19 protein-coding genes are annotated in these 22084 nt (G+C 70.4%); 12 read left to right on the forward strand and 7 right to left on the reverse strand.

Annotated features, from left to right (window positions below; genetic code table 11):
- The first annotated feature begins 338 nt into the window (after positions 1-338).
- Together ACIRJT_RS00200 and ACIRJT_RS00205 are read left to right on the forward strand one after the other, a co-directional pair.
- The gene (locus tag ACIRJT_RS00200; protein WP_403902501.1) at positions 339-6686 is read left to right on the forward strand and encodes an RHS repeat domain-containing protein; all 6348 of its coding nucleotides are present in this window, start codon (positions 339-341) and stop codon (positions 6684-6686) included.
- Between the two features lie 22 nt (positions 6687-6708).
- Positions 6709-7080, forward strand: coding sequence for a hypothetical protein (locus tag ACIRJT_RS00205; RefSeq protein ID WP_403902503.1), 372 nt, complete (start codon positions 6709-6711; stop codon positions 7078-7080).
- Between the two features lie 84 nt (positions 7081-7164).
- Here the strand turns inward: ACIRJT_RS00205 and pip are convergent, their stop codons facing one another.
- Positions 7165-8139: a prolyl aminopeptidase gene (pip, locus tag ACIRJT_RS00210; protein ID WP_403902505.1), complete on the reverse strand. Its 975-nt coding sequence runs from the start codon at positions 8137-8139 to the stop codon at positions 7165-7167.
- An 86-nt stretch (positions 8140-8225) separates the two neighbouring features.
- On the opposite strand from pip, the gene ACIRJT_RS00215 reads away from it, so the two are divergent.
- Both ACIRJT_RS00215 and ACIRJT_RS00220 read left to right on the forward strand, forming a co-directional pair.
- On the forward strand, positions 8226-8681 hold the full coding sequence (locus tag ACIRJT_RS00215) for a VOC family protein (RefSeq protein ID WP_403902508.1): 456 nt from the start codon (positions 8226-8228) through the stop codon (positions 8679-8681).
- A 10-nt stretch (positions 8682-8691) separates the two neighbouring features.
- Positions 8692-9183 (forward strand): hypothetical protein, encoded by a 492-nt coding sequence (locus ACIRJT_RS00220; RefSeq protein ID WP_403902510.1) that lies wholly within the window; start codon positions 8692-8694, stop codon positions 9181-9183.
- 47 nt (positions 9184-9230) lie between these two features.
- On the opposite strand, the gene ACIRJT_RS00225 is transcribed toward ACIRJT_RS00220, so the two are convergent.
- Positions 9231-11333, reverse strand: a complete 2103-nt coding sequence (locus ACIRJT_RS00225; protein WP_403902512.1) for a serine/threonine-protein kinase — start codon at positions 11331-11333, stop codon at positions 9231-9233.
- Between the two features lie 114 nt (positions 11334-11447).
- Positions 11448-12248, reverse strand: coding sequence for an SDR family oxidoreductase (locus ACIRJT_RS00230; protein WP_403902514.1), 801 nt, complete (start codon positions 12246-12248; stop codon positions 11448-11450).
- Between the two features lie 225 nt (positions 12249-12473).
- On the opposite strand from ACIRJT_RS00230, the gene ACIRJT_RS00235 reads away from it, so the two are divergent.
- Positions 12474-12803 (forward strand): nuclear transport factor 2 family protein, encoded by a 330-nt coding sequence (locus ACIRJT_RS00235; RefSeq protein ID WP_403902517.1) that lies wholly within the window; start codon positions 12474-12476, stop codon positions 12801-12803.
- Between the two features lie 24 nt (positions 12804-12827).
- Here the strand turns inward: ACIRJT_RS00235 and ACIRJT_RS00240 are convergent, their stop codons facing one another.
- The 3 genes from ACIRJT_RS00240 to ACIRJT_RS00250 form a co-directional block, all read right to left on the reverse strand.
- Complete coding sequence (locus ACIRJT_RS00240; protein WP_403902519.1) at positions 12828-14372, reverse strand: helix-turn-helix domain-containing protein; 1545 nt, start codon at positions 14370-14372, stop codon at positions 12828-12830.
- A gap of 88 nt (positions 14373-14460) precedes the next feature.
- Positions 14461-15267 (reverse strand): SAM-dependent methyltransferase, encoded by an 807-nt coding sequence (locus tag ACIRJT_RS00245; RefSeq protein ID WP_403902522.1) that lies wholly within the window; start codon positions 15265-15267, stop codon positions 14461-14463.
- Positions 15242-16111 carry a helix-turn-helix domain-containing protein gene (locus ACIRJT_RS00250; RefSeq protein ID WP_403902524.1) on the reverse strand — a complete coding sequence of 290 codons (870 nt, stop codon included), beginning with the start codon at positions 16109-16111 and terminating at the stop codon, positions 15242-15244. Before ACIRJT_RS00250 ends, ACIRJT_RS00245 begins: the two co-directional genes overlap by 26 nt.
- Before the next feature lie 341 nt (positions 16112-16452).
- On the opposite strand from ACIRJT_RS00250, the gene ACIRJT_RS00255 reads away from it, so the two are divergent.
- The 7 genes from ACIRJT_RS00255 to ACIRJT_RS00285 all read left to right on the forward strand — a co-directional run bounded on the left by ACIRJT_RS00255 (position 16453) and on the right by ACIRJT_RS00285 (position 20542).
- Positions 16453-16860: a hypothetical protein gene (locus ACIRJT_RS00255; RefSeq protein ID WP_403902526.1), complete on the forward strand. Its 408-nt coding sequence runs from the start codon at positions 16453-16455 to the stop codon at positions 16858-16860.
- A 75-nt stretch (positions 16861-16935) separates the two neighbouring features.
- Positions 16936-17652, forward strand: coding sequence for a DUF6333 family protein (locus tag ACIRJT_RS00260; protein ID WP_403902529.1), 717 nt, complete (start codon positions 16936-16938; stop codon positions 17650-17652).
- Between the two features lie 132 nt (positions 17653-17784).
- On the forward strand, positions 17785-18327 hold the full coding sequence (locus tag ACIRJT_RS00265; RefSeq protein WP_403902531.1) for an AAA family ATPase: 543 nt from the start codon (positions 17785-17787) through the stop codon (positions 18325-18327).
- Between the two features lie 410 nt (positions 18328-18737).
- Positions 18738-18974, forward strand: coding sequence for a hypothetical protein (locus ACIRJT_RS00270; protein ID WP_403902534.1), 237 nt, complete (start codon positions 18738-18740; stop codon positions 18972-18974).
- The gene (locus ACIRJT_RS00275; protein WP_403902536.1) at positions 18971-19156 is read left to right on the forward strand and encodes a hypothetical protein; all 186 of its coding nucleotides are present in this window, start codon (positions 18971-18973) and stop codon (positions 19154-19156) included. The genes ACIRJT_RS00270 and ACIRJT_RS00275 overlap by 4 nt, the downstream gene beginning before the upstream one ends.
- Positions 19153-19743, forward strand: a complete 591-nt coding sequence (locus ACIRJT_RS00280; RefSeq protein WP_403902538.1) for a hypothetical protein — start codon at positions 19153-19155, stop codon at positions 19741-19743. Before ACIRJT_RS00275 ends, ACIRJT_RS00280 begins: the two co-directional genes overlap by 4 nt.
- A 178-nt stretch (positions 19744-19921) precedes the next feature.
- Positions 19922-20542, forward strand: coding sequence for a DUF1707 domain-containing protein (locus ACIRJT_RS00285; RefSeq protein ID WP_403902540.1), 621 nt, complete (start codon positions 19922-19924; stop codon positions 20540-20542).
- A gap of 84 nt (positions 20543-20626) precedes the next feature.
- Here ACIRJT_RS00285 and ACIRJT_RS00290 read toward each other — a convergent pair whose 3' ends face one another.
- Positions 20627-22003, reverse strand: a complete 1377-nt coding sequence (locus ACIRJT_RS00290; protein ID WP_403902542.1) for a hypothetical protein — start codon at positions 22001-22003, stop codon at positions 20627-20629.
- Between the last annotated feature and the right edge of the window lie 81 nt (positions 22004-22084).

A 22084-nucleotide genomic window follows, 5' to 3' on the forward strand; every position in this document is an offset into this window, starting at 1 on the left:
GCCGCAACGCCCGTGATCCCTCCCTTTGTTCTCCATCTGGCTTTGCGTCGCAAAAGTTCCATTAAAGAAGTCCCCTCCCGGATCAGTTCGAGTCGCACCCTAGAACGTGAGGGAAGCGTGACGAAAGTGGCGGGCCTGTGAGGTTGCCCAGGTCGCCGCAGTTCGCGGGCTTTATTTCACTTCTTTTGTTGCTTATGCCAATGAAGCACGCATGTTTCCTTTCGGAGTGAGTCCGAAAGCGTCGAATCGTTACCCGTCCCCTGTGCTGATGCTGTGAAAATCCTGCTAACTTCCGTGCTCAGTTATGACCTTTGGGCAATGGGTGGGGAGTTCTGCGCATGTTTTCGGGTGGGGGCGTCAGCACGGGACGTTGGAGAAGACGGGCGCAACCGGTAGCGGCCACGCTGGCCGCGATCCTGTTCGCCGGACTGTTGGGTGCGCCGATCGCGGCAGCCGCCGAACTCGACCTGCTGGGGCTGCGGAAGCCTGACCCGGTCGAGACCGGCGAGGTCGAGCGGAAGGGGGCGGCGAAGCCCGACCAGACCGCGCGGCGTCCATGGAAGAAGCCCGAGGTCATGTGGCCCGAGGCCGGTACCGCGACGTCCACCCTGCGCGAGAACGGCGCGCGAGTGGAGGTCGGCTCACTGCCCGTCAGCGTGAGCCCATCCGTATCCGCGGCCGAGAAGTCGTCGAAGGCTCCGTCGCGGAGGTCCGCCCCCGGGGCGACCCGGGAGTCAGGTCCGCGGAAGGTCCAGGTCCAGGTCCTCGACCGCGCCACCACCGAGTCGTTGGGCGTCGAAGGCGTCGTGCTGGCCCTCCGTCCCACGGAAGGCGCCGAGGGCACCGTGGACGTCAAGGTCGACTACACGGACTTCCGGAACGCCTACGGCGGTGACTGGGCCTCCCGGCTCACGCTGAAGACCCTTCCGGCCTGTGCGCTGAACACTCCGGGCAAGAAGGGCTGCGCCACCGGCAAGTCCCTGCCCACCAGCAACGATGTGAAGGCCGGCTCGGTCGAGGCCGCCGTCGACCTGCCCGCTGCCACGGCCTTTGCCTCCCGGGCCGCGGGCGCCGACCCGGTCGCGCCGAAGTCGGGTGCGCGTGCCGTCTCCGGTGGCACCGTGCTGCTGGCCGCGACCGCCGCGGCCGGGGGCCCGTCGGGAAGCTTCAAGGCCACTTCCCTCTCCCCCTCCGCGTCATGGTCCGCGGGCGGCTCCAACGGCGCGTTCTCCTGGACGTACCCGATCTCCGCACCCGCCGTCGCGGGCAGCGCTGTTCCGGACCTGAAGCTGGGCTACTCCTCGCAGTCGATCGACGGCCGTACCGCCTCGACGAACAACCAGGCCAACGCCGTCGGTGACGGCTGGTCCATGGAGCCGGGCTACATCGAGCGCCAGTACATCTCCTGCTCCGAGGACACCAAGGACAGCACCACCACGGCCAAGGTCGGCGACCTCTGCTGGAAGAAGGACAACGCCGTCATCAACCTGGGCGGCCAGTCCAACACCCTGATCAAGGACTCCACCACGGGCAAGTGGCACCTGGAGAACGACGACGGCACGAAGGTCGAGAAGCTGGCCGGCACCGCACGGGCCAACGGCGACGACGACGGTGAACACTGGCGGGTGACGACCCCGGACGGCACGCGCTACTACTTCGGCTACAACCGCCCGTCGGGCTGGGCCGCCGGCAAGGACGAGACCCACTCCACCTGGACGGTGCCGGTCTACGGCAATCAGCCGGGCGAGCCCTGCTACGCGGCGGCGTTCAAGGACGCCTGGTGCCAGCAGGCCTGGCGCTGGAACCTGGACGCGGTCATCGACCCGCACGGCGACGCCATGACGTACTACTGGGACAAGGAGACCAACCACTACGGCCGCAACGTCAACCCCGATACGGGTGCGTCCACCGCGACCCCGTACATCCGCGGCGGCGCCCTGAAGCGGATCGAGTACGGCCTGCGGGGCGGCAACTTCTACGCCCAGCCCGCCGCCAGGATCGACTTCACCAACAGCGAGCGCTGCCTGAGCGACTGCGGCACCTTCGACAAGGCGCACGCGAAGAACTGGCCCGACGTCCCCTTCGACCGCTACTGCGCCTCGGGCACGGAGTGCAAGGACCGTTATTCGCCTTCCTTCTGGAACCGGACGCGCCTGACGAAGATCGACACTTCGGTACTCGTCGGAACCGCCTTCAAGCCGGTGGACACCTGGGCCTTCACCCATCAGTTCCCCGCCACGGGTGACGGCAGCTCTCCCGCACTGTGGCTGGCGTCGATCACGCGCACCGGGCACGGCGGCACCGGCTCGGTCACCCTCCCCGCCGTGACGTTCATGGGCAGGACCATGCCGAACCGGGTGGAGGGAGCCACCACGGGCGGCGAACCGGACCCGTTGCCGCCGCTGTGGCGCTACCGCGTGTACGGCATCAACACCGAGACCGGCGGAACGATCGGCATCACCTACTCCGAGGCCGACTGCAAGCCCGGCAGCGTTCCCGCCCCGGCCTCGAACACGCGACGCTGCTACCCGGTGAAGTGGTCGCCGCCGGACGCTCCGGCGGCGAACTACGAGCCGTACCTCGACTGGTTCCACACCTACGTCGTCACCCAGGTCCTGGAGACCGACAGGACCGGTGGGGCCCCCGCCAAGCAGACCGACTACACCTACCTGGACGGCATGGGCTGGGCCAAGTCCAAGGACGACGAGTTCAACGACGCCAAGCACCTCACCTACGGCGACCGCAAGGGGTACGGCCGCGTCCAGGTGCGCAGCGGCGTCGCACCCGACAAACGGACCCTGAAGGAGTACCGCTACTTCCGGGGCATCGACGGGGCCGCGGTCAAGGACCACGAAGGCATCTCCGTCACCGACAGGGAGGCCTTCGCCGGGATGACCCGCGAAGAGGCCACGTACAACGGGGACGGCGGCAAGCTCGAAACCACCACCAGCCACGAACCGTGGCGCTCGGCCGCCACCGCCACCGAGACCCGCACCGAGGGCCTGCCCACCCGCCACGCGTACGCCACGGCCGGCAAGAGCGAGCAGACCCGCACCGCCGTGGGCGCCGGCTGGCGCAGCACCCGCACCGAGCGCACCTTCGACGCGCTGGGCCAGACCCTGACCGAGTCCTCGCTCGGGGACACGGCGAAGACGGGCGACGAGGAGTGCACCACCACCACGTACGCACCCAACGCATCGCTCAACATCCTCACCACGGTCTCCGAGACGAAGACCGTCGCCAAGCCCTGCGGCACCGCCCCGTCCCTCCCCACGGACCTGATCTCGGCCGCGCGGCACTACTACGACGGCGCCACCAGCCTGGGCACCGCCCCGGTCAGGGGTGACGTGACCCGGCTGGACGAGCAGGACGCCAAGGGCACCGGCTACCTCACCACGGCCACCCACACCTACGACCAGCACGGCCGCGAGAAGACCTCGACGGACGCGCTGCAGGCCACCACGCGGACCGATTACACCCCGTCCACCCTCAAGGCGCCGACGACGGTCGTCGTGACCAACGCCAAGGACCACGTGGCCACGACCACGCACGACCCGGTCCGCGGCGTGGTCACCGCGGCGGTGGACGCCAACGGAAAGCGCACCGACGCCGTCCACGACGGTCTCGGCCGGGTGCTGAAGGTGTGGGAGCCGGGCCGGCCCAAGGCCGACCACGAGGACAAGCCCTCGGCGGAGTACAGCTACGTCATCTCCAGGACCGAAGCCAACGCCGTCGTCACCAGGTCGCTGAAGCAGAACGGCGACTACAACACCACCTACGCGCTGTACGACGGTCTGCTGCGCGAGCGGCAGACGCAGGCTCCGGCCACCGGCACGCAGGACCGGATCATGACCGAGACCCACTACGACACCCGTGGCTGGGCCTGGCAGACGTACGCCCCCTACTACGCGAAGGGAGCGCCGTCGGCGACGCTGTCCTCGGCCGCGGTGAACACCGTGCCGGCGTCGGTGCAGACCCGGTTCGACGGGCTCGGCCGTGCCACGGACACCGTGTCGCTGAAGTTCGGCGACGAGCAGTGGCGGACCAGGACGGTCCACGAAGGCGACCGCACGACCGTCATCCCGCCGAAGGGCGGCACGGCCACCACCACGGTGACCGATGCCCGCGGGCGTACGACCGACCTTCTGCAGTACACGAACACCGAGCGCACGGCGTCCCAGAAGACGACCTACACGTACGGCAAGTACGGCGAGCCGAGCACGGTCAAGGACCCCGACGGCAACGTCTGGAGCCACACCTTCGACTACCGGGGCCAGAAGACCAGGAGCGACGACCCGGACAAGGGCGTCACGGATACGACCTACAACAACCTCGGGCAGCCGGTCACCACGACCGACGAGCGCGGCATCGCGCTCACCACGGAGTACGACGTGCTGGGCCGCAGGACCGCCGTGAAGCAGGGCGGCACGACCCTCTCCAAGTGGACCTACGACACGCTCGCCAAGGGGCAGCTGACCAGCAGCACACGCTATGCCGGGGGCGCGGAGTACACCACGGCGACCGACTCCTTCGACGACCGCTACCAGCCGACGTCCACGACCACCACGATTCCCGCCGCGGCCGGCGGTCTCGCGGGCACCTTCACCTGGACGTACGGATACAACCCCGAGACCGGCGCTCTGCTGTGGACGCTCAACCCGGCCGTGGGCGACATCCCGGCCGAGCGGGTGACCACCAACTACAACAGCGACGATCAGCCGTTCCGCACCAGCGGTCAGCGCGGCGCCCTGGTCTCGAACACGACGTACGACGTCTTCTCCCGGGCCACACGCCTGGAGTTCGGCGCCACGCCCGGCCAGAAGGCGCGGACGACGCGGCTCTACGACGAGTTCACCGGTCGCGTCGTCCAGCAGGGCACCGACCAGGACATCGCCCCCAAGGTCGTCGACGACACCACGTACGCGTACGACCCCGCGGGCAACGTCACCGGCGTGACGACGAAGACCGGTGGGGACACCCAGGTATCCACCGACACCCAGTGCTTCACCAACGACCCGCTGGGCCGGCTGACCGAGGCGTGGACGGCCAAGGCCGACTGCGCGGCCGCTCCCTCCGCCTCAACGGTCGGTGGACCGGACGCGTACTGGCACAGCTACGCCTACGACAAGCTCGGCAACCGGGTAAAGCAGACCGAGCACGCCACCTCGGCCGGGACGACGGACGCCGTCACCGACTACACCCAGCCGGCCCCCGGCGGCGACCGGCCGCACGCGGTGCAGCAGGCCTCCGTCACCGGCGGACCGGACAACGGGCGTACGAGCCTCTTCGCATACGACAGGACCGGGAACACGACGAAGCGCACCATCGGCTCCACGGTCCAGTCCCTCACCTGGGACGCCGAGGGCCACCTGGCGACGTTCACCGAGGGCGGCAAGCAGACCGGCTACACCTACGACGCCGACGGCAACCGCATCATCGCGAAGAACGGCGACGGGTCCAGCACCCTCACCCTCCCGAACGGTGACCAGGTGAACCTCGCGGCGAACGGCGCCAAGACCGGGACGCGGTACTACACGCACAACGGCGAGACCGTCGCGGTGCGCAACGGCAACGCCATCGCCTACCTGATCAACGACCACCAGGGCACGGCGATGACGGCCATGGCGGTCGGCACCCTCGCCCTGACCCGCCGGAAGCAACTGCCGTTCGGTGGGCTGCGGTCCGAGCAGTCGGCGGTCTTCGGCTCCCGCGGCTTCGTCGGCGGGACGAACGACCCGACGGGCCTCACACACCTGGGCGCCCGGGAGTACGACCCGGTCCTTGGACGCTTCCTCTCCGTCGACCCGGTCATCGATTTCGACGACCCGGCGCAGATGAACGCCTACAGCTACGCCCACAACAGCCCACTCACCAAATCCGACCCGACGGGCCTGCGCCCGGACGGTCCGGTGGGCGGCAACTCGTACAACGACGAGCGGTGGGCCAACGACCGGGGTATGACGGCGGGGTACACGAAGAAGAGCGGCAAATGGGTGTGGAAGCAGACGCCCAAGAAGGATGCCGCCTCTCAGCAGAAGTACAACAACTACCGCGCCAACCCCGCCCACTACATGATCGACGACAAGCACGCTCGCAAGTACACGGCGGACGTCAACGCGCAGGCGAAGAAGGCGGCCGAGGCCCGGGCCAGGGCCGCGGCGGCGGAGCAGCGCAAGAAGGACGGCATTTTCGGCAACATCATGAAGGGCAACTTCAGGGCGGCCTGGGACAACGGGGTGAACGAGGTATGGACGGAAAACCTGGAGAACTGGAAGGACGTGGACTGGTGGAAGCATAAAGGCGTCGACAAGCTCATCGGGATCGCGGCGATGATCGGTACCGCGGCGTGTATAGCCTCGGTCGCATGCGGAATGGGCCTGTTCGTCGTGGGTGCCGGAGCGTTGTTCGTCGCCGGAATGGGCGGGCATATGGCTGTCGCTACGGAGGAGGAAAGGCGAGCGGGGGCCACTCAGTTCATGGCGCGTACGGCGAAGGCGGAAGTGAAGGGGATGGCGTTGGGGACCGTCTTCGGGCGAGGCATGGTGGGTGCAGCGCGCAATGGCGGGACGACGAAATATGCGCGGTGGGCCGTCAGGGGTGGCCATGCGAGAATCAACAGTATTGTGTCGGGTCCGAGGTCGGGAGGTCTTCCTCTGCTCTGGAATAACAAAGGCTTTCTCCCGTAGCGTGACCTGAGGTGATCGAGGCTTGGTTGCTGCGGCCGGATGCTCGAATATTCGGCCGCAGCGGTCGGAGGTTGAAGAGGCGATGAAGAGAGAATTCTGCGCGACAAGGAACCACATCCGCTTCGACAACTACAAGGCTGTTCCGGATCGCCCGGAAGTCGTTGGGATAATGGTGGTCCTGAAGGGTTGCCGGTATTCTTTGGTCGTGTGGCTTGCCGTCGCGTCGATAGCGTATTTTGTGGTGGGCTGGAAGGTGGCAGCGTTTTTGCTTGCCGGCTTCCTCGTGCTTTTCCTTGTCGCGTTCGGAGTGCGCCTCTTCAGGGGGCACACGGTGAGATGCTCTCTGCTGGGAGGGGTCTCCTCTTCGCTCAGGGTGGTGAACACTCTGTCCTGAGTCCCCATGGGGCCGATCGATGACACCTCGGCCGCATGGCGTAGCTGCCGTCGCGGGCGTGCCGTCTCGGCGGCGAGCGAGGCTTCAGCCCCTTCCCGCGAACCCGTCCAGCGCCCCCAGCACCGCCCGCCGGGTCTCCGCGCCGCCCATGTGGCCCGCGTTGTCGATGATCGTCAGCTCCGCGTCCGGCCAGGCGCGGGCGAGTTCCCAGGCGGTGATCAGGGGGCTCGCCAGGTCGAAGCGGCCGTGGACCAGGACGGCGGGGATGCCGATGAGGCGGTGGGCGCGGGCGAGGAGTCGGCCCTCCTCCAGCCAGGCTCCGTGGGCGAAGTAGTGGGAGCAGATCCGGACGAGTGCCTGCTGGGCGCGGTCCGGGCGACTGCTGTACGGGGGCGGGCCCTGGTTCGCCTCCATCGAGACGACCGCGTCCTCCCAGGCGCACCAGTCGGCCGTGGCCCTGTCCCGTACGGCGGCGTCCTCGCTCTCCATGCGGCGGGCGTACGCCGCGACCAGGCCGCTCGGGTCGTTCGTCTCGGGGACGCCCGCGCGGAAGGTGTCCCAGGCCTCGGGGAAGAGTTGGCCGACGCCCCGGTAGAGCCAGTCGATCTCGCTCCGGCGGGTCGTCGTCACCGCGGGGATCACCGCCTCCGTGACCCGCTCCGGGTGCTCCTCGGCGTACGCCAGGATCAGGGTCGAGCCCCAGGAGCCGCCGTACAGCAGCCACTTGTCGATACCCAGGTGTTCCCGCAGGCGTTCCATGTCGGCGATCAGGTGCGCGGTCGTGTTGTGCGACATGTCCGTCACCGGGTCGCTCGCGTGCGGTGTGGAGCGGCCGCAGCCCCGCTGGTCGAAGAGGACCACCCGGTAGCGGTCCGGGTCGAAGTACTGGCGTGAGCGGGGCATGCAGCCGGAGCCGGGGCCGCCGTGCACCACGAGGGCCGGCTTGCCGTCCGGGTTGCCGCACACCTCCCAGTACACGTGGTTGCCGTCGCCGACGTCCAGCATGCCGCTTCCGTACGGTTCGATCGGCGGGTACGGGTCGTCCGGTTCGCGGTGCACGGCGTTGTTCCCCTCGCTGCGGCGGATGGGCGGTGGGCCACTTTACTTGGATGCGACCGCCCGGCGCCTCCCGTACGGTCCTGCCCATGAACCCAGCTCGTATCGATCTGACCCTCGACGCCGACGACGCCCAACTCCTCGCCGCCTTCTGGAAGTCGGCCCTGGGCTACGTGGACCTGCCCCCGCCTCCGCCGTTCGCGACCCGGGAGGAGTGGCTCGCCCAGTTCGAGCTGCCGGAGGGCGAGACGGTGGACGACGGGGCGTGGCTCTGCGATCCGGACGGCGTCGGTCCCGGGCTCTCCATCCTCAAGGTCCCCGAGCCGAAGACCGCGAAGAACCGGCTGCACATCGACGTGCGGATCGCCGGGCACGGCACCCCCGCCGAGCGGTGGGCCCGCATCCAGGAGGAGGCCGCGCGGCTGGTGGCGGCCGGCGGGTCCGTGCTGGCGGAGGTCGATGAACACCATGTGGTGATGGCCGACCCGGAGGGGAACGAGTTCTGCGTGGCGGCGGCCGGCGCGCCCACCCCGGCCGCCGCGTAGCCTGGACACCGTGAACGCCGCACCCCGGATCCTCGCCGCCCTCGACGAACTGCTCGCCTCCGCCGAACCGGACGCACGGGGAGCGCTGTGGCATCTGGCCGAGACGGGGCGGGAGTTGGACGCCAATCTGGTGCGCCTGCCGCCGGGCGCCGAGGTCGGTGAGCATCAGGAGGACGTGCTCGATGTCCTCCTGGTCGTGCTGGAGGGCGGGGGGAGTGTCAGGACGGCGGCGGACGGATCCGACCTGGAGCTGAGGGCCGCGACTGCCCTCTGGCTGCCCCGCACGTCCCGCCGCGCGCTCGCCGCGGGGCCCGGCGGGCTGGTGTATCTCACCGTCCACCGCCGCCGCCCCGGCCTCGCGATCAAGCCGCCCGGCGGGGCGTACGAGGGCGGCGAGGGGCCCTGCATGCTGGACCGGGTCTGCCCGGAGTGCGGGCGGCTGTCTCAGGACCCCGCGCCGGTCTTCTGCAGCCGGTGCGGGGAGCGGTTCCCCGAGCGCTGAGCCCGAGCGCCGAGCCCGTCACGGCCCGTCCACGCGCCTCGTAGGTCTCAGAAGTTCTTGCACTCCGTCAGGTCCGGTCGGCCCGGTGTGTTCTTGTCGCCCATCAGGCCGGACAGGTTCTCCTTGTACAGGTCCTCCCAGATCCTGCCGTCCAGGATCGTCCGGAGCGCCGAGCACACCTCGTGCTTCAGGGGCCGGGTGTTCGGTCGCATCGCCACGCCGTAGCCCTCCGCGCCCCGGATGTTCTCCAGCCGCCGCACCTTGCCCGGGTTGGCCTTGACGTACCCGGCGAGAATGATGTCGTCGGAGGCGACCGCGTACACGTCGGACTTGGGGTCCAGCAGCTTGTCCAGGCAGTCCTGATAGGTGTTGGGCTGCGACTTCGCCATGGTGAAGCCCTCCTTCGGCAGCGCCTTCTCGTACGTCGAATCCCGTGCCGTGCAGACCTCGACGTCGAGCGCCCGCAGATCGCTGGAGTCCTCGATCGTGTACTTGCTCGACTTCTCACGGACCAGGAAGCCCCGGCTCGCCTGGTAGTAGGGGCCCGCGAAGTCGACGCTGTAGCCGTCGGGCGAGGCGGTCTTGCGGTCGTCGGTGATGCTGTACGACGCGATGACCAGGTCCACCTGCTTGGTCTTCAGCGCGGTGCTCCGGTAGTCGGTGGCGACTGTGGTGAAGGCGACCTCGCCCTTGCCGTAGCCCATGCTCTCGGCGATCGCGTACGCCAGGTCGATGTCGTAACCCTTGTACGTACGCGTCTTCTTGTCGAACTTGCTCAGCCCGGGCTGGTCGTCCTTGACGCCGATCTCCAGGGTGGGATGGGTGTCCTTCCACCGTGCCTGGGAGCCGCTGCCGGCGGAACCCCCGGAGTCGCCCTGGCCCCGCACCGAGCCCGTCCGGTCGCCGCCCCCGTCCTTGTCGCCGTTGCCCTGGGAGACCACCCAGCCCGCGCCGGCCAGCAGCGCCACGCACACCACCGCCGCGGCCACCTTCCAGCCCCGGTACCGGCCGGGCGGGCCGCCCGCCGCCGCAGAGGCGGTCGAGGGGGTGCGCATCGCCTGCGCCGGTACGGGCGGAGGGACGGCGGGGCCGGGCGCGGGCACCGGTGCGGGCGTCGACGGGTCCGGTGGGGAGACGGCCGTCGGCGGGTGCGTCGCCGCGGCGGCCCGGGCCGCGTTCGGCACGGCGGGGTCGCCGAGCACCTCGCGGAGCATCGCCTCCGCCGCGGCGGCGTCCAGGCGCTCCCGCGGATTGGTGATCAACAGCCCCTGGATGACCGGGGCGAGGGGCCCCGCGTAGCGGAGGGCCGGGTCGGGGGACTGCCGGATGTTCTCCTGGACCTCCCAGACCTCGTGCCCGGCGAAGGGCGCGCGGCCCTCGACCATCTCGTACAGGGTGATGCCCAGCGCCCACAGGTCGGAGGCGGGGGTGGGGCCGGGGGAGGCGGGCGCGAAGAGTTCGGGCGCGAGGTAGGAGGGGGTGCCGATGACGCTTCCGGACCGGGTCACCCGGTCCGCGCCCTCGAAGGTGGCGATGCCGAAGTCCACCAGGATCGCGAGGCCGTCGTCGCGGACGAGGACGTTGCCCGGCTTCACGTCGCGGTGGACGACCGATGCCGCGTGGACCGCTCGCAGGCCCTGGAGGATCTGGAGGCCGATGTTCGCGGCCCTCGGCACGGCGAGGACGCCGTCGTCGCTCAGCAGGTCCCCCAGGGACCGCGCTTCGAGCAGCTTCATCACGATCCAGACCTGGTTGTCGTTCTCGACCTGGTCGTGGACCGTCACCACGTTCTGGTGCTCGATCTTGGCGATGGCCTCCGCCTCGCGCCGGGCCCGCTGCAGCGCCGCCGTCTGCGTGGCCGGGGTCATGGCGTTCTTGTCGAGCAGCCCTTTCACGGCGACGAAGCGGCGCAGCCGCCGGTCGTGGGCCTTCCAGACCTCGCCCATCCCGCCGCTGCCGATCGGCTCCAGCAGCTCGTAGCGGCCGTCGATCACGGTCCGGGGAGAGGGCGGAGCGCCGTGCGGCGGTTGCGTGCCCGCCCATACCCGCGGCGCCGCGGCGTCCGGCTGCCGGGGGTCGTCGACCGACCGGCGGTCCTCGGGATCCTCGGCCCCGCCGTCCGCTCTGTCTGCCCTGTCTTCGTTGTGCATACGACCCCCTGTGCACTACATGGACCACGCCAGATTAGACGCTTCGTCCGGCTCGGACGCACGGGCGCGACGCGCCGGTTCGCGCCCTCGCCGGTCAGCGGCGCGGAACGAGCCCTAGGAAGCCGCGCCGCCGTTGCTCTTCAGCAACTGGCCGTTGACCCACTGGCCTTCGGGGGAGCACAGGAACTCCACCAGGTGGGCGGTGTCCTGCGGGGTGCCGAGACGGCCGAGCGGGGTGCCCCGCACCAGGGTCTCGCGCAGTTCGTCGTTCATCCAGCCGGTGTCCACCGGGCCGGGGTTGACGACGTTCGCCGTCACCCCGAGGTGGGCCAGCTCGTGCGCGGCGGCCAGCGTGATGCGGTCCAGGGCGCCCTTGCTCGCCCCGTAGGGAAGGTTGCCCACGGTGTGGTCGCTGGTGAGCGCGACGATCCGGCCCGTCGCGGTGCCGGGCGCGCTGCGGAAGCGCAGCCCGTACTCGCGGATCAGCAGCCAACTGGCCCGGGAATTCACCGCGAAGTGCCGGTCGAACGCCTCCACGGTGGTGTCCAGCAGCCCCGAGTCCACCGACTCCGCGTGCGAGAGGACGAGCGCGGTGACCGGGGCGCCGAGGCGCTGTTCCGCCTCGTCGAAGATGCGTGTCGGCGCGTCGGGGTCGGACAGGTCCGCCTCGATCGCCGCCGTACGGGCCCCTTCCTCCGCCAGCTCCTTCGCGATGGACGTGGCGGCCCCGGGCTCGACGCCCCAGTCCATGCGGCGGTCGTACGGCGTCCAGTAGGTGAAGGCGACGTCCCAGCCGGAGGCCGCCAGGCGGCGTGCGATGCCCGCGCCGATGCCGATGCTGCGTCCGACGCCGGTGATCAGGGCGACGGGGCGGGTCGTTCGGGCGGCGGGCGGGAGCTGTTCGGTGTGCGTCACGCGGTGATCCTTCGTGACCTCCGCGCGTACGTCAATGGCCTTTCCGGACACGCGGGGGACGCCGTTGCGCCTGTGCTGACCTGCGGGGGTGGACCGTTCGCCCGGGTGCGGCGCCGCCCGCCGAGCGCGTTCCGGCACGCCCGACATGCGGTGGCGGGCGTGCCGACAGAGACTCGGTGAGGATCTCCGGGACGCCCGTTCCCGGACGCGCCGAGGAGGAACACGATGACCTCATCGATCAGCGACCCGGTGGTGGAGAGGTTCATCGCCGCGGTGAACGCGGGCGACCGGGACGCCTTCTTCACCGACGTCCTCACCGAGGACGCCACCATGTCCGACGACGGCAGCGAACGGGACCTGGCGGCCTGGACGGAGAAGGAGGTCTTCTCCCCGAAGGTCAACGGCCGCATGAAGGTCGTGGACGCCTCCGACGACGGCCGCACCCTCGTCGTCGACTACACCAACGACACCTGGGGCACGATGCGGACCCGCTGGATCTTCACGGTCGAGGGCGACCGCGTCAGCCGCTTCGAGACGGGCCAGGCGCCGTCCTGAGGCCGGCCGGCCGCTCGATTCCGGTCACAGGCGGCGGTAGGTGCGGCCGCCGCGCCGGGGGAGGGCCGCCGGGTCGTCGGGACCGTTCCGGGTGGTCCTCAGCGCGAGGTGGACCTCGGCGCGCACGGTGGCGTCGGCGAGGTTCCGTGAGAGGTGCTCGGCGCACTGGGTGAGCCAGCCGGCCAGCGTGGTGCGGTGGACGTGCAGTTCGGCCGCGGCGGGGGCGGTCCGGGCACGGTGGCGCAGCCAGCAGGTCAGGGCGATCCGCAGGTGCGGCTCCAGGCCGCCGACCAGGCCGACGGCCCAGGCCCGGACCGCCTCGGTGTCCAGGAGACCGTCCGGCAGCGCGTCCAGGCGGTCCGGACCGGATGGGCCGGATGGACCGGATGGACCGGACGGGCCGGACCGACCAGGCAGATCGGGTGGACTGCCGCTGGTGCCCCTTCGGCAGTCGCCGAGGTCGCCTGGGTCGCCGGGCTCACCGAGACCGGGAGCGGGAGCGCGGAGGGCGAGCAGCAGATGTGCCTGCACGGTGGCGTCCTCCAGGTCCGCGCCGAGCAGCCGCGACAGGTCGCGTATCCGGGCCCGGACGGTGCCGGCCGACAGGCCGAGCGCGGCGGCGGCGCGGGGCTTGCTGCCGGTGCGGAGCCACACCAGGAGCAGGTGCTGGTGGGCCGGGGGCAGCGGCCGCAGCACGGATCCCGCCCACCGGGCGTACGGGGCGGGGGACAGGAGATGGGCGAGCCGGGAGGCGCCCACGGAGCCGGCGGGGACGATACGGCGATCGGGGGTCGCGCTGTGCCGGGCGGCGGCGGCGTCGCTGTGGGCGGTGGGCATCTCGGCCAGTGGCAGGGGCCCGGCCATGCCCGCGAGCAGGCGGTGCCGCTCGCTGAGCCGGGAGACCAGACGCAGGATCCGCCCGTCGTCACCGCCGCGGTGGAGCTCGGTGACGACCAGCTCGCCGTTCGTCCGGCCCATCAGGGTGCAGGCGTCGGCGTGCGCGGCGAGGGAGGGGCCTACGGCCCGCCAGAGCACCTCGTGGGCGGTGGGGACGTCGGCGCCGGAGAGCCGGTAGACCGTGGCGTGCGTGAGTCGGCTCCCGCCGAGGGTCTCGGTGACGGCGGCGGTGTGGCCGGTGAGCAGCAGCCGGATGAGGGTGGTGTGCAGCCGCATCTGTTCGCCCCGCAGCTCCGCGGCCCGCTGTCCGCGCACCTCCAGGAGGGCCGCGGTGGTCGTGGCGACGTGGTCGGTGTGCCCCGGGGGCACGGTGGGCGCCGGGGCCAGGACGAGCACGGCCCCGGCGGCCGGGCGCTGCGCGCAGTGCGGGTGTTCCAGCGGGGCGGCGGCCGCGTGCACACCGTCGGCGGCCGCGGCGGCGGGGGCGCTGTAGACGGCCCCGGCGATGGGGTCGGCCAGCACCGCCCACCCGCGGACCAGGGCCGCGGCCTCCGCGATCAGCTGCGCACCGGAGCGCGTCGCCGCCCGCAGCAGCCGGTCCGCCGTCTCCTGCCCGTGCCGGGCCCCCCGCGGGCCGGTGGCCTCGTGGCCGGTCGTGCCTGTGCTGCTCATGGGCGAGCCTCTGCGGGCCGTGCGCGCCGCGCGCGGGGAGGTTCCGTGCGCGGCGCGGCAGTGGTGGACGTGGGTCGGGGAGGACGGCTCAGGGAATGCGGGCGACCGCGCCCCACCCGGCCCGGGCCGTGGTGGTGCCGGTGTTCGCGTCGGGCCGCCAGTTCGGCCAGGACACCATGCCCGGATCCACCATCTCCAGCCCCTCGAAGAACGCGATCGTGGTCTCCGGCTCCCGGAAGATGTACGGGATCGCGCCGCTCGCGTTGTACTCGTCCTGGACGGCGCGGTGGGCGTCGTCGGAGGCGGTGGAGTGGCTGAGCGAGAGGTAGCTGCCGGAGGGCAGACGGTCCACCAGCCGGCGCACCAGGGACAGGGCGTCGTCCCAGTCCACGATGTGCCCGAGGACGTCACTGATCACGAGGGCGACGGGCCGGGTCAGGTCCAGGGTCTTCGCCGCCCCGGTGAGCACGGTCTCCGTGTCGCGCATGTCCGCCTCCACGTAGGCGGTCGCCCCCTCGGGGGTGCTGGTCAGCAGCGCGTGGACGTGCAGCAGCACCAGGGGGTCGTGGTCGACGTAGACGATCCGGGATTCCGGGGCTATCCGCTGGGCGACCTCGTGCGTGTTGTTCGCGGTCGGCAACCCCGCGCCCACGTCGAGGAACTGGCGTATTCCGGCGTCCCGGGCGAGATGGGTGACCGTGCGGCGCAGGAAGTCCCGCGACTCCTTCGCGAACGTCTCGATCAGCGGGTACTTCTCTCGGTAGGCGTCGCCCGCCGCCCGGTCCGCCGGGAAGTTGTCCTTGCCGCCGAGCCAGTAGTTCCAGACACGTGCGGAGTGCGCGACGCTCGTGTCGATCTGCGCGGGCAGTTCAGGCCCATTTCCGGTCGTACTCATCCTGTAACACCTCTCCTGTTCGGGCCGGCCGCATCGCCATCACGCACGACACGTCCAGCATTCCCTGATACGTCTGCACGGGGTGGGGGCTGTCCCACACCTCCGCCGTGCCGGGGAGGCCGCCCTCCCGCACCACGTGGTCCGCGATCTCCCTGACCTCCACCCGGTAGAGGGTCAGCGCCGGGACACCGGTCAGCGGATGCGGGGGCGCGTACTCGGGGTGCAGCTGCACCGTCACATCCCCGCGCTCCGCTATCCGTTGGATCGCCCTGAGCTGCTCCCGCATCACCTCGTCGCCGCCCACGCGGACGCGCAGCGCGGTGACGGGGAGCAGCGCCCAGAGCCGGGTCTGCTGCTCCTGGAGCCGTTTTTGACGCTCGACCAGGAAGTCCGCCCGCCGCCGCCGCGCGGCAGCGTCCCGGCCGGGGCACCTGATCTCGTCCACGGCCATCGCGTACGCCGGGGTCCGCAGCAGCGGCGGCACCAGCGCCGGGTCCCATGTGCGTACGACGCCGGCTGCCGACTCCACGCTCATCAGGTCCATCAGCCAGGGAGCCATCGCATCGCGCCACGGATGCCACCAGCCGGGCATGTTGGCCGCGTTGAGCCGCCCCATGATGTCGTCGGCCTCCGCCGCACCCGCCCCGTAGGCGGCGAGCAGGGCGGACACCTGCCCCACGTCGAGGGAGGTCTGCGCCTGCTCCAGCCGCCGCAGTGTCGAGGGATGCCAGCCCAGCTGTGTGGCGGCCTGGGGGACGGACAGGCCGGCGCCCTCCCGCAGCCGCCGCAGGCGGGCCACCAGGACCAGATGCCGCGCCGTCCGCCCCGACCTCTCGCGCGCCACGGCCTCCCCCTCCCCGCTCCGGTCCCGCTCCCGCCGCGGCTCGATCTATCCGACATTCCGCGCAGTCTGCGCACAGTGCACACAGCGCACCTTGCGACGGCCGCACGGCGCTCTCAAGGTAAGCATGTCCGACTCCACGACACGCCAACTCGGTGAGACCACCACGATCTTGCCCCATCGGTGCCCTACGCAGCCCCCTTCCAGCCCCACCCCCACCCCCACCCCCATCCCACCTCCACTCCAGCCCCACCCCAGCCCCATCCCGAACCCGGCCCAGCCGTTCCGTGCACTGCCGTTCCGCGCACCGTCGTTCCGGCGGCCCGTTCTCTGGAGCCCTCCGCATGAACCACCTGACCGACCTGACCCGCCCGCCCCACCCGGCCCAGCCGAAACTCCGGGCCGTCGTCGGAGTCCAGAGGCCCGCCCAGGCCCGCCCTCTCGACCTGCGCGTCCGTGCTCAGCGGATACAGATCGACGAGCTCATCGTCGACGATCCCCGTCAGGTGCTCGCCCACGCCGAGCAGGCCGTCCTCGACGACCCCGAAGCGGCCGCCCTGCTCGGAATCTGCCCGGCCGGCCCACTGTCGCTGCCGGCGGCCGCCGCGCTCCTGTGCGCGCTGCACGACACCGAAGCGCTCACCGCGATGGGGCTGCGCCTCACCCGCCACACCACCCGTGTCTCGGCCTCCGACCAGCAGACGGAGCCGGTCTCCCTGGTGCGGTCCACCGGACCGGGCGAGGAGGGCTGAAGCTCCCGAGCCGCTGCTGGGAGCCACGAACCGAGCCCGGTGGGGCGGAAGTCGGGGGCCACTACCGTGGCCCGCATGACTGACACCGACTACTGGACATCCGCTCCGGACCGGACCCTGCGCGGTTCCATGGGACTGTGCCATCTCACCGTCGTCCAGCCGCCGTTCGACGTCGACGCCCGGACCCTCCCTCCTCAGGCCCCGGAGCGGGCGCGTGAGTTCGCCGCGTCGTTCGAGGCTGTCGAGAAGGTGTTGGAAGACCTCGGGCCGCGCTCCGTGCTGACGCCGCTGCCGTCGTCCGTGCGTGCCGATCTGGGCGTCGTCCACGCCGCCGGGTGGGGCGGAATGCTCAGCATCGTGACTCCGGCGTTCGCGACCGACGGCAACGACGAGCCGCTGCGGTCGGCGGCCACGTCGCTGCGGGAGCGGTTCCCCGACGCACGGATCGTGGGACGGGTCACCTACTACGGCGGCATGGAGCACACCGAGGACCTCGTGTGGCTGCCGGACGGGGCGATGTTCCACGCCTGCGGCTGGCCCGGGGACGAGCCGTTCGTCGTCACCGGCGACCCGCGCGCCGTGATCGCCTCCCTGGAACTGAAGGGCTGGCAGCTCGACAACGCCGGTGTCGACCTGCGCGAGTCCGCGAACGAGGTCGCGTGGGCGCCACTGGCCGGCCTGGCCCTCGGGCCCTCCGATCCGTGGGGGTGGGAGGAGCTGGAGACCACGGCGTTCCGGGTGAGGCATTCGGAGGATTCCGTACAGAACATGGAGGCGCTGTACTTCGTGTGAACGCGCGCGCTTCATGGGGAAGTTCAGGGCTTGCGACGCGCCGGAAACCCCTTCTTGTCGCGAGGCTCGCCAGGTCTATGGCACTCGGGCGGCGTGTAGTCGTCCGCCCGGTCCTCCTGACACGATCCGGGTGTGACCACCTTGATCCTGATGGTCGGCCTTCCAGGGGCCGGGAAGACCACACGCGCCAGGCAGCTCGCCGAGGAGCACGGCGCGCTGCGCCTGACCCCCGACGAGTGGATGCTCCCGCTGTTCGGCGAGGCCGAGCCGGACGGGAAGGTGCGCGACGTGCTGGAGGGGCGGATGCTCTGGCTCGCCCTGGACGCGGTCAGACTGGGCACCGACGTGGTCGTGGACTACGGCTGCTGGTCCCGTGACGAGCGCTCCGCGATCCGCTGGCTGGCGGAGGCGGAGGGTGTCTGCTTCCGCATGGTCTACCTGCCCGTCGACGACGAGACCCAGCGCGCCCGGATCGCCCACCGCTGGGCGACCGCCGCCCGGGAGACCTACCCGCTCACCGAGGCCGACCTCCTGCACGGGCGGGAGCACTTCGAGGAGCCCGACGCGGCGGAACGGGAAGGCCGCGCGGCTTCCGCCCCGCCTTCCGGATGGGCGGGCTGGCCGGAGTGGGCCGCCGACCGGTGGCCGTCGTTCGTCCGGCCGGCCGACGCGTGACCCGGCCCCGCGGGACCGTGGACGGTGCTTCTCGTCCGCTGCGAGGCATGACCACGCATGCTCTCCGGTCAGTGCACAAGCAAGCTTCAACGCGCGGGCAGCACGTTTGTTCAGCCATTTCCCTGTCGTGAACCCGTTCCCGATCGCGTACGTGTGCTTTGCCTGCGCTAGCCGCGCGAGGCGAAGAACGGGAACGCAGGCAGACGGGGGAACGTCATGTCCGATGCGGAGCGTTGGCAGGAGCTGTTCGGAGCGGCCGGCGACGGGCCCGCGATGAGGCTCGCCCCGGCGTCCAGCGACCCGGGGCAGGCTCGGGCGGAACAGGGCGCCTCACGTACAGCAAGGGTCCTTGGACCAGTGCTTCCGGCACCGCCGGCGATTTACGGACCAGAGCGGGGACGAGTCGGTCGGTGCTCGGTCGCGGCCACGAGGGCGTCGAGGCGGGAGCCGCAGGCCTCAGTTCCGTCGCGGCCCTCAAGAGCGTGCCGACGTCCTGGGAAGAGCGCCTTCAGGCGGTGCGGGACGAGTGCGAGCAGCTCAAGGGAAACCTGCTGACGGTCGCCAAGGAGATGGGGGAGTCGGAGACCGGGACCAAGTCGTCCTTCGAGGGTGTCCAGGTCCCGGGCAAGGCGGATGAGAAGCGATGACCGGATCCCTCACCTGGCAGATGCTGCGTGACCTCAAGACCTCCGAGTTCACGCAGGCGGGCGACAAGTGGCATGAGTCGTGCGCTCGTTCGGCCTCCGACCGGGCACAGGTCGACCGCGAGAACATCGCCGGGATCGTCGGCGGACGCCTTGAGGGCATCGTGGGGGAGAAGGATCGGTGAGGGGTATCACGCGGACCCTGCGCGTGGCCTGTGCGGTTGTCGTGGCGGGCGCGCTGCTCGCTGGATGCGGGCTTTTCGGTGACCTCAAGAACGGACAGGGGCCATTGGCAGGCATGGATATGCAGGGGGCGGCGGAGCGCGCCGATGGGATGTTCTACGCGACAGTCGGGGCGATCAAGCCGGAAATCGAATGGGTCCATTACACGACGACGACCGGCAGCTGCGATGTAACGCGCTACTGGACCGTGATGACAGTCGTTTCCGAGCAGCGTCGGGGCAACTTTCTGGGAGTGGTGGAGCGTTTCTGGAAGGCGAGCGACTTCCGGATCGAGATGGTGAACCCGAGTAAGGAGATGCCTTCGATCATCGCCGTATCCAAGGACGGCTTCGGCCTCATGGTCAAGTTCGGCTACAAGGGGCAGGCGTTCTTTGAGGTCACGAGCCCCTGCGTGGACGAGTCGAAGGTGGCCGCGCCCGAGAAGGGCGCGAACGGCCGTACGTATGACGGCGAGATCCCCACCCCCAACGTCCGCTCCGACTTCTGGTCCGCCGAGACCCCGGTGCCGGGCTCCATCCCCTCGCCCTGACCGCGCGTGACGAACGGCTCGATGGTTGCTGAGGTTCGGCAGTCAGCCGCGCCCCAGCGTTGCTCAGGAAGCGCCGGGCCCCTTGAGGACGTCCACCCTCTCGGGGGGCCCGGCGGGGGCGTGGACGGTGCGGATTGCCGATAGCCAGTCGCCGCGTCGGCTGCCTATTCTTGCGGCTATGACAGCCCAGTTTCCGGAGCCCTCTCCGCGTCCTGTTCCCCCGGGAGGGATTCGTGCCTCTCACGACGACCGGGAAGCCGTGGTGGAACAACTGCGTGATGCGGCGGCGGAGGGGCGCCTCGACTTCGATGAGCTGGATTCGCGCCTGGAGCTGGCACTGACGGCTAAGACGCACGGCGAACTGGCCGCGCTCATCGCGGACTTGCCTGCGTCGCCCTCCTTCTCGGGCTCCGCAGTGGAGAGCCGGACGCCCCTGGTGTTGAAGGGGGGCATGTTCGGTGCGTCCCTGGGCCCCGGGCGCTGGGAGGTTCCGGGACACGTGATCGCGCACGGAGGCGTGGGGGGCGTGACCCTGGACTTCACCCGGGTCGAGTGCCGTCTCGCGGAGGTCATCGTGGAGGCGTACGCGGAGACATCCGGTGTCACGCTCGTCATCCCCGACGGCTGGGTCACGGACACCAGCGGCATCGACCCCGGCTTCGGCGGTCTGACGGACAAGACCACCTCCGACCGGCTCCCGGGAACTCCGCTGATCCGGCTCATTGGGTCCGGCGCCATGGGCGGAGTAGTCGTCCGCCATCCCAACAAGCGGGAACGGCGCAAGCTGGACGCCTCCTAGGCCGTGCCATCTGGCAGGGCGCCACGAACTGACGTATACCGACGGCGACTTCGTGCAGCCGTTGCTACCCCGGAAGTCGGTTTCCTAAAAAGGTGGCTCCAGGGAGTACCCGTTCACGCCAAGAGGGACGGACTTGGGCCTCGGTTCGGCAGCGCGCTGTTCCGCCACTGTGGGGTGGACGGCGATCGCCTCGTCCGCCCGCCCCTGCAGGACCAGGATCTCGCACAGCTCCTCGCGTGCCTTGATCGTGCCCAGGGCTCGCAGTTCATCGGCGGCGTCGTCAAGATTGCCGGCCCTCCTGAGGAGGTCGGCCTTGACGATCCGGGGGTCGGTCCAGGGGCGGTCAAGACCGGCCACGGTGATCGCCTCGTCGACGCGGCCGAGGCCGGCGAGTGCCCAGGCCCGCCACCAGTGCTGGAACTCCTCGTGACCGTGGTGGGGCACAACCCTGGGGTGCTCGACCAGATAGAGCAGTTCCTCGGGGCGGTCGAGCAGCGGGTGGACGAGCGGTGCCAGGAGGTTGGAGCAGTCGTACCAGCCGAAGCCGGGCTCCGCGACGACGATCGCGTCGTCCAGCCGGCCTTCTGCCAGCAACATCGAAGAAAGCCACGCCCGGTACCCGACCCAGTCGTCGGCGGCGATGGCGTCTCTCATCACGGCCTCGGCCTCCTCGACCCGGCCATGACGGCGCAGAGCACCCGCATAGATGTCCAGGACGGTGTGCGCATCCTGGCCGTCACCCAGTTCGCGCAGCTCCCTGAGCCGCCCGTGACGTGCCAGCAGTTCGGCATAGGCGATGAGGGTGTTCTGAGCGAGGAAGCGGCGCCCGGCGATGTCCTGGCCGAGGATCCGGATGGCCTCCTCAGCACGGCCCGCCCGCTCCAGCACCCGGGCCTGCAACTCCTGGGCGTCGGAGAAGGCGTAGTCCCGGTGTTCTTCACCGCTGGCCCGACGTGCACGGTCCGCGAGCGGGGCAATCAGCTCCAGCACCCGCTCGTCACGGCCCTGCCCATCGGTGATATCCACCAGAACGGACAGGAGCCACGACTTGTCGAGGTGCGGGACGAGCAGTTCGATGGCCTCGTCGATGCGCCCTGCCTTGCCGAGCACCTCAGCAAAATCACGACTCTCGGTCGTGGAGGCCCGGCCGGAGTCGTCCGGACGGACCAGATCCAAAGCCTCCTCCGTCCTGCGGCCCGCCCGGAGCAGGATCCCGGCCTTCGCGTACGAGGCGGCCCGCCACCCCGTCACCACGAACGGCTCCATCACCGATAGCGCGCGACCAAAGTCCCCCGCCTGGCACAAGCCCTCTACCGCACCCTCGGCACAGAACCACTCGCCACGATCCACTGCCACCTGGGCAACCAGATTCAGGTGACCGTGCTCCAACAGGAGACGCACCGTTCTCGGGGATAGACCGCGATAGTTGCTCGCCTGCCACGCAAGATCGTCCATATCCATGGTCGGAAGCGTAGAAGCACCCACCGACATGTCACCGAGCCACCGCCCGATCGGTCGCCCTCGCTCTCTCACGACGTCCGC

Source organism: Streptomyces sp. NPDC102283 (genome assembly GCF_044766265.1).
Classification (GTDB): domain Bacteria; phylum Actinomycetota; class Actinomycetes; order Streptomycetales; family Streptomycetaceae; genus Streptomyces.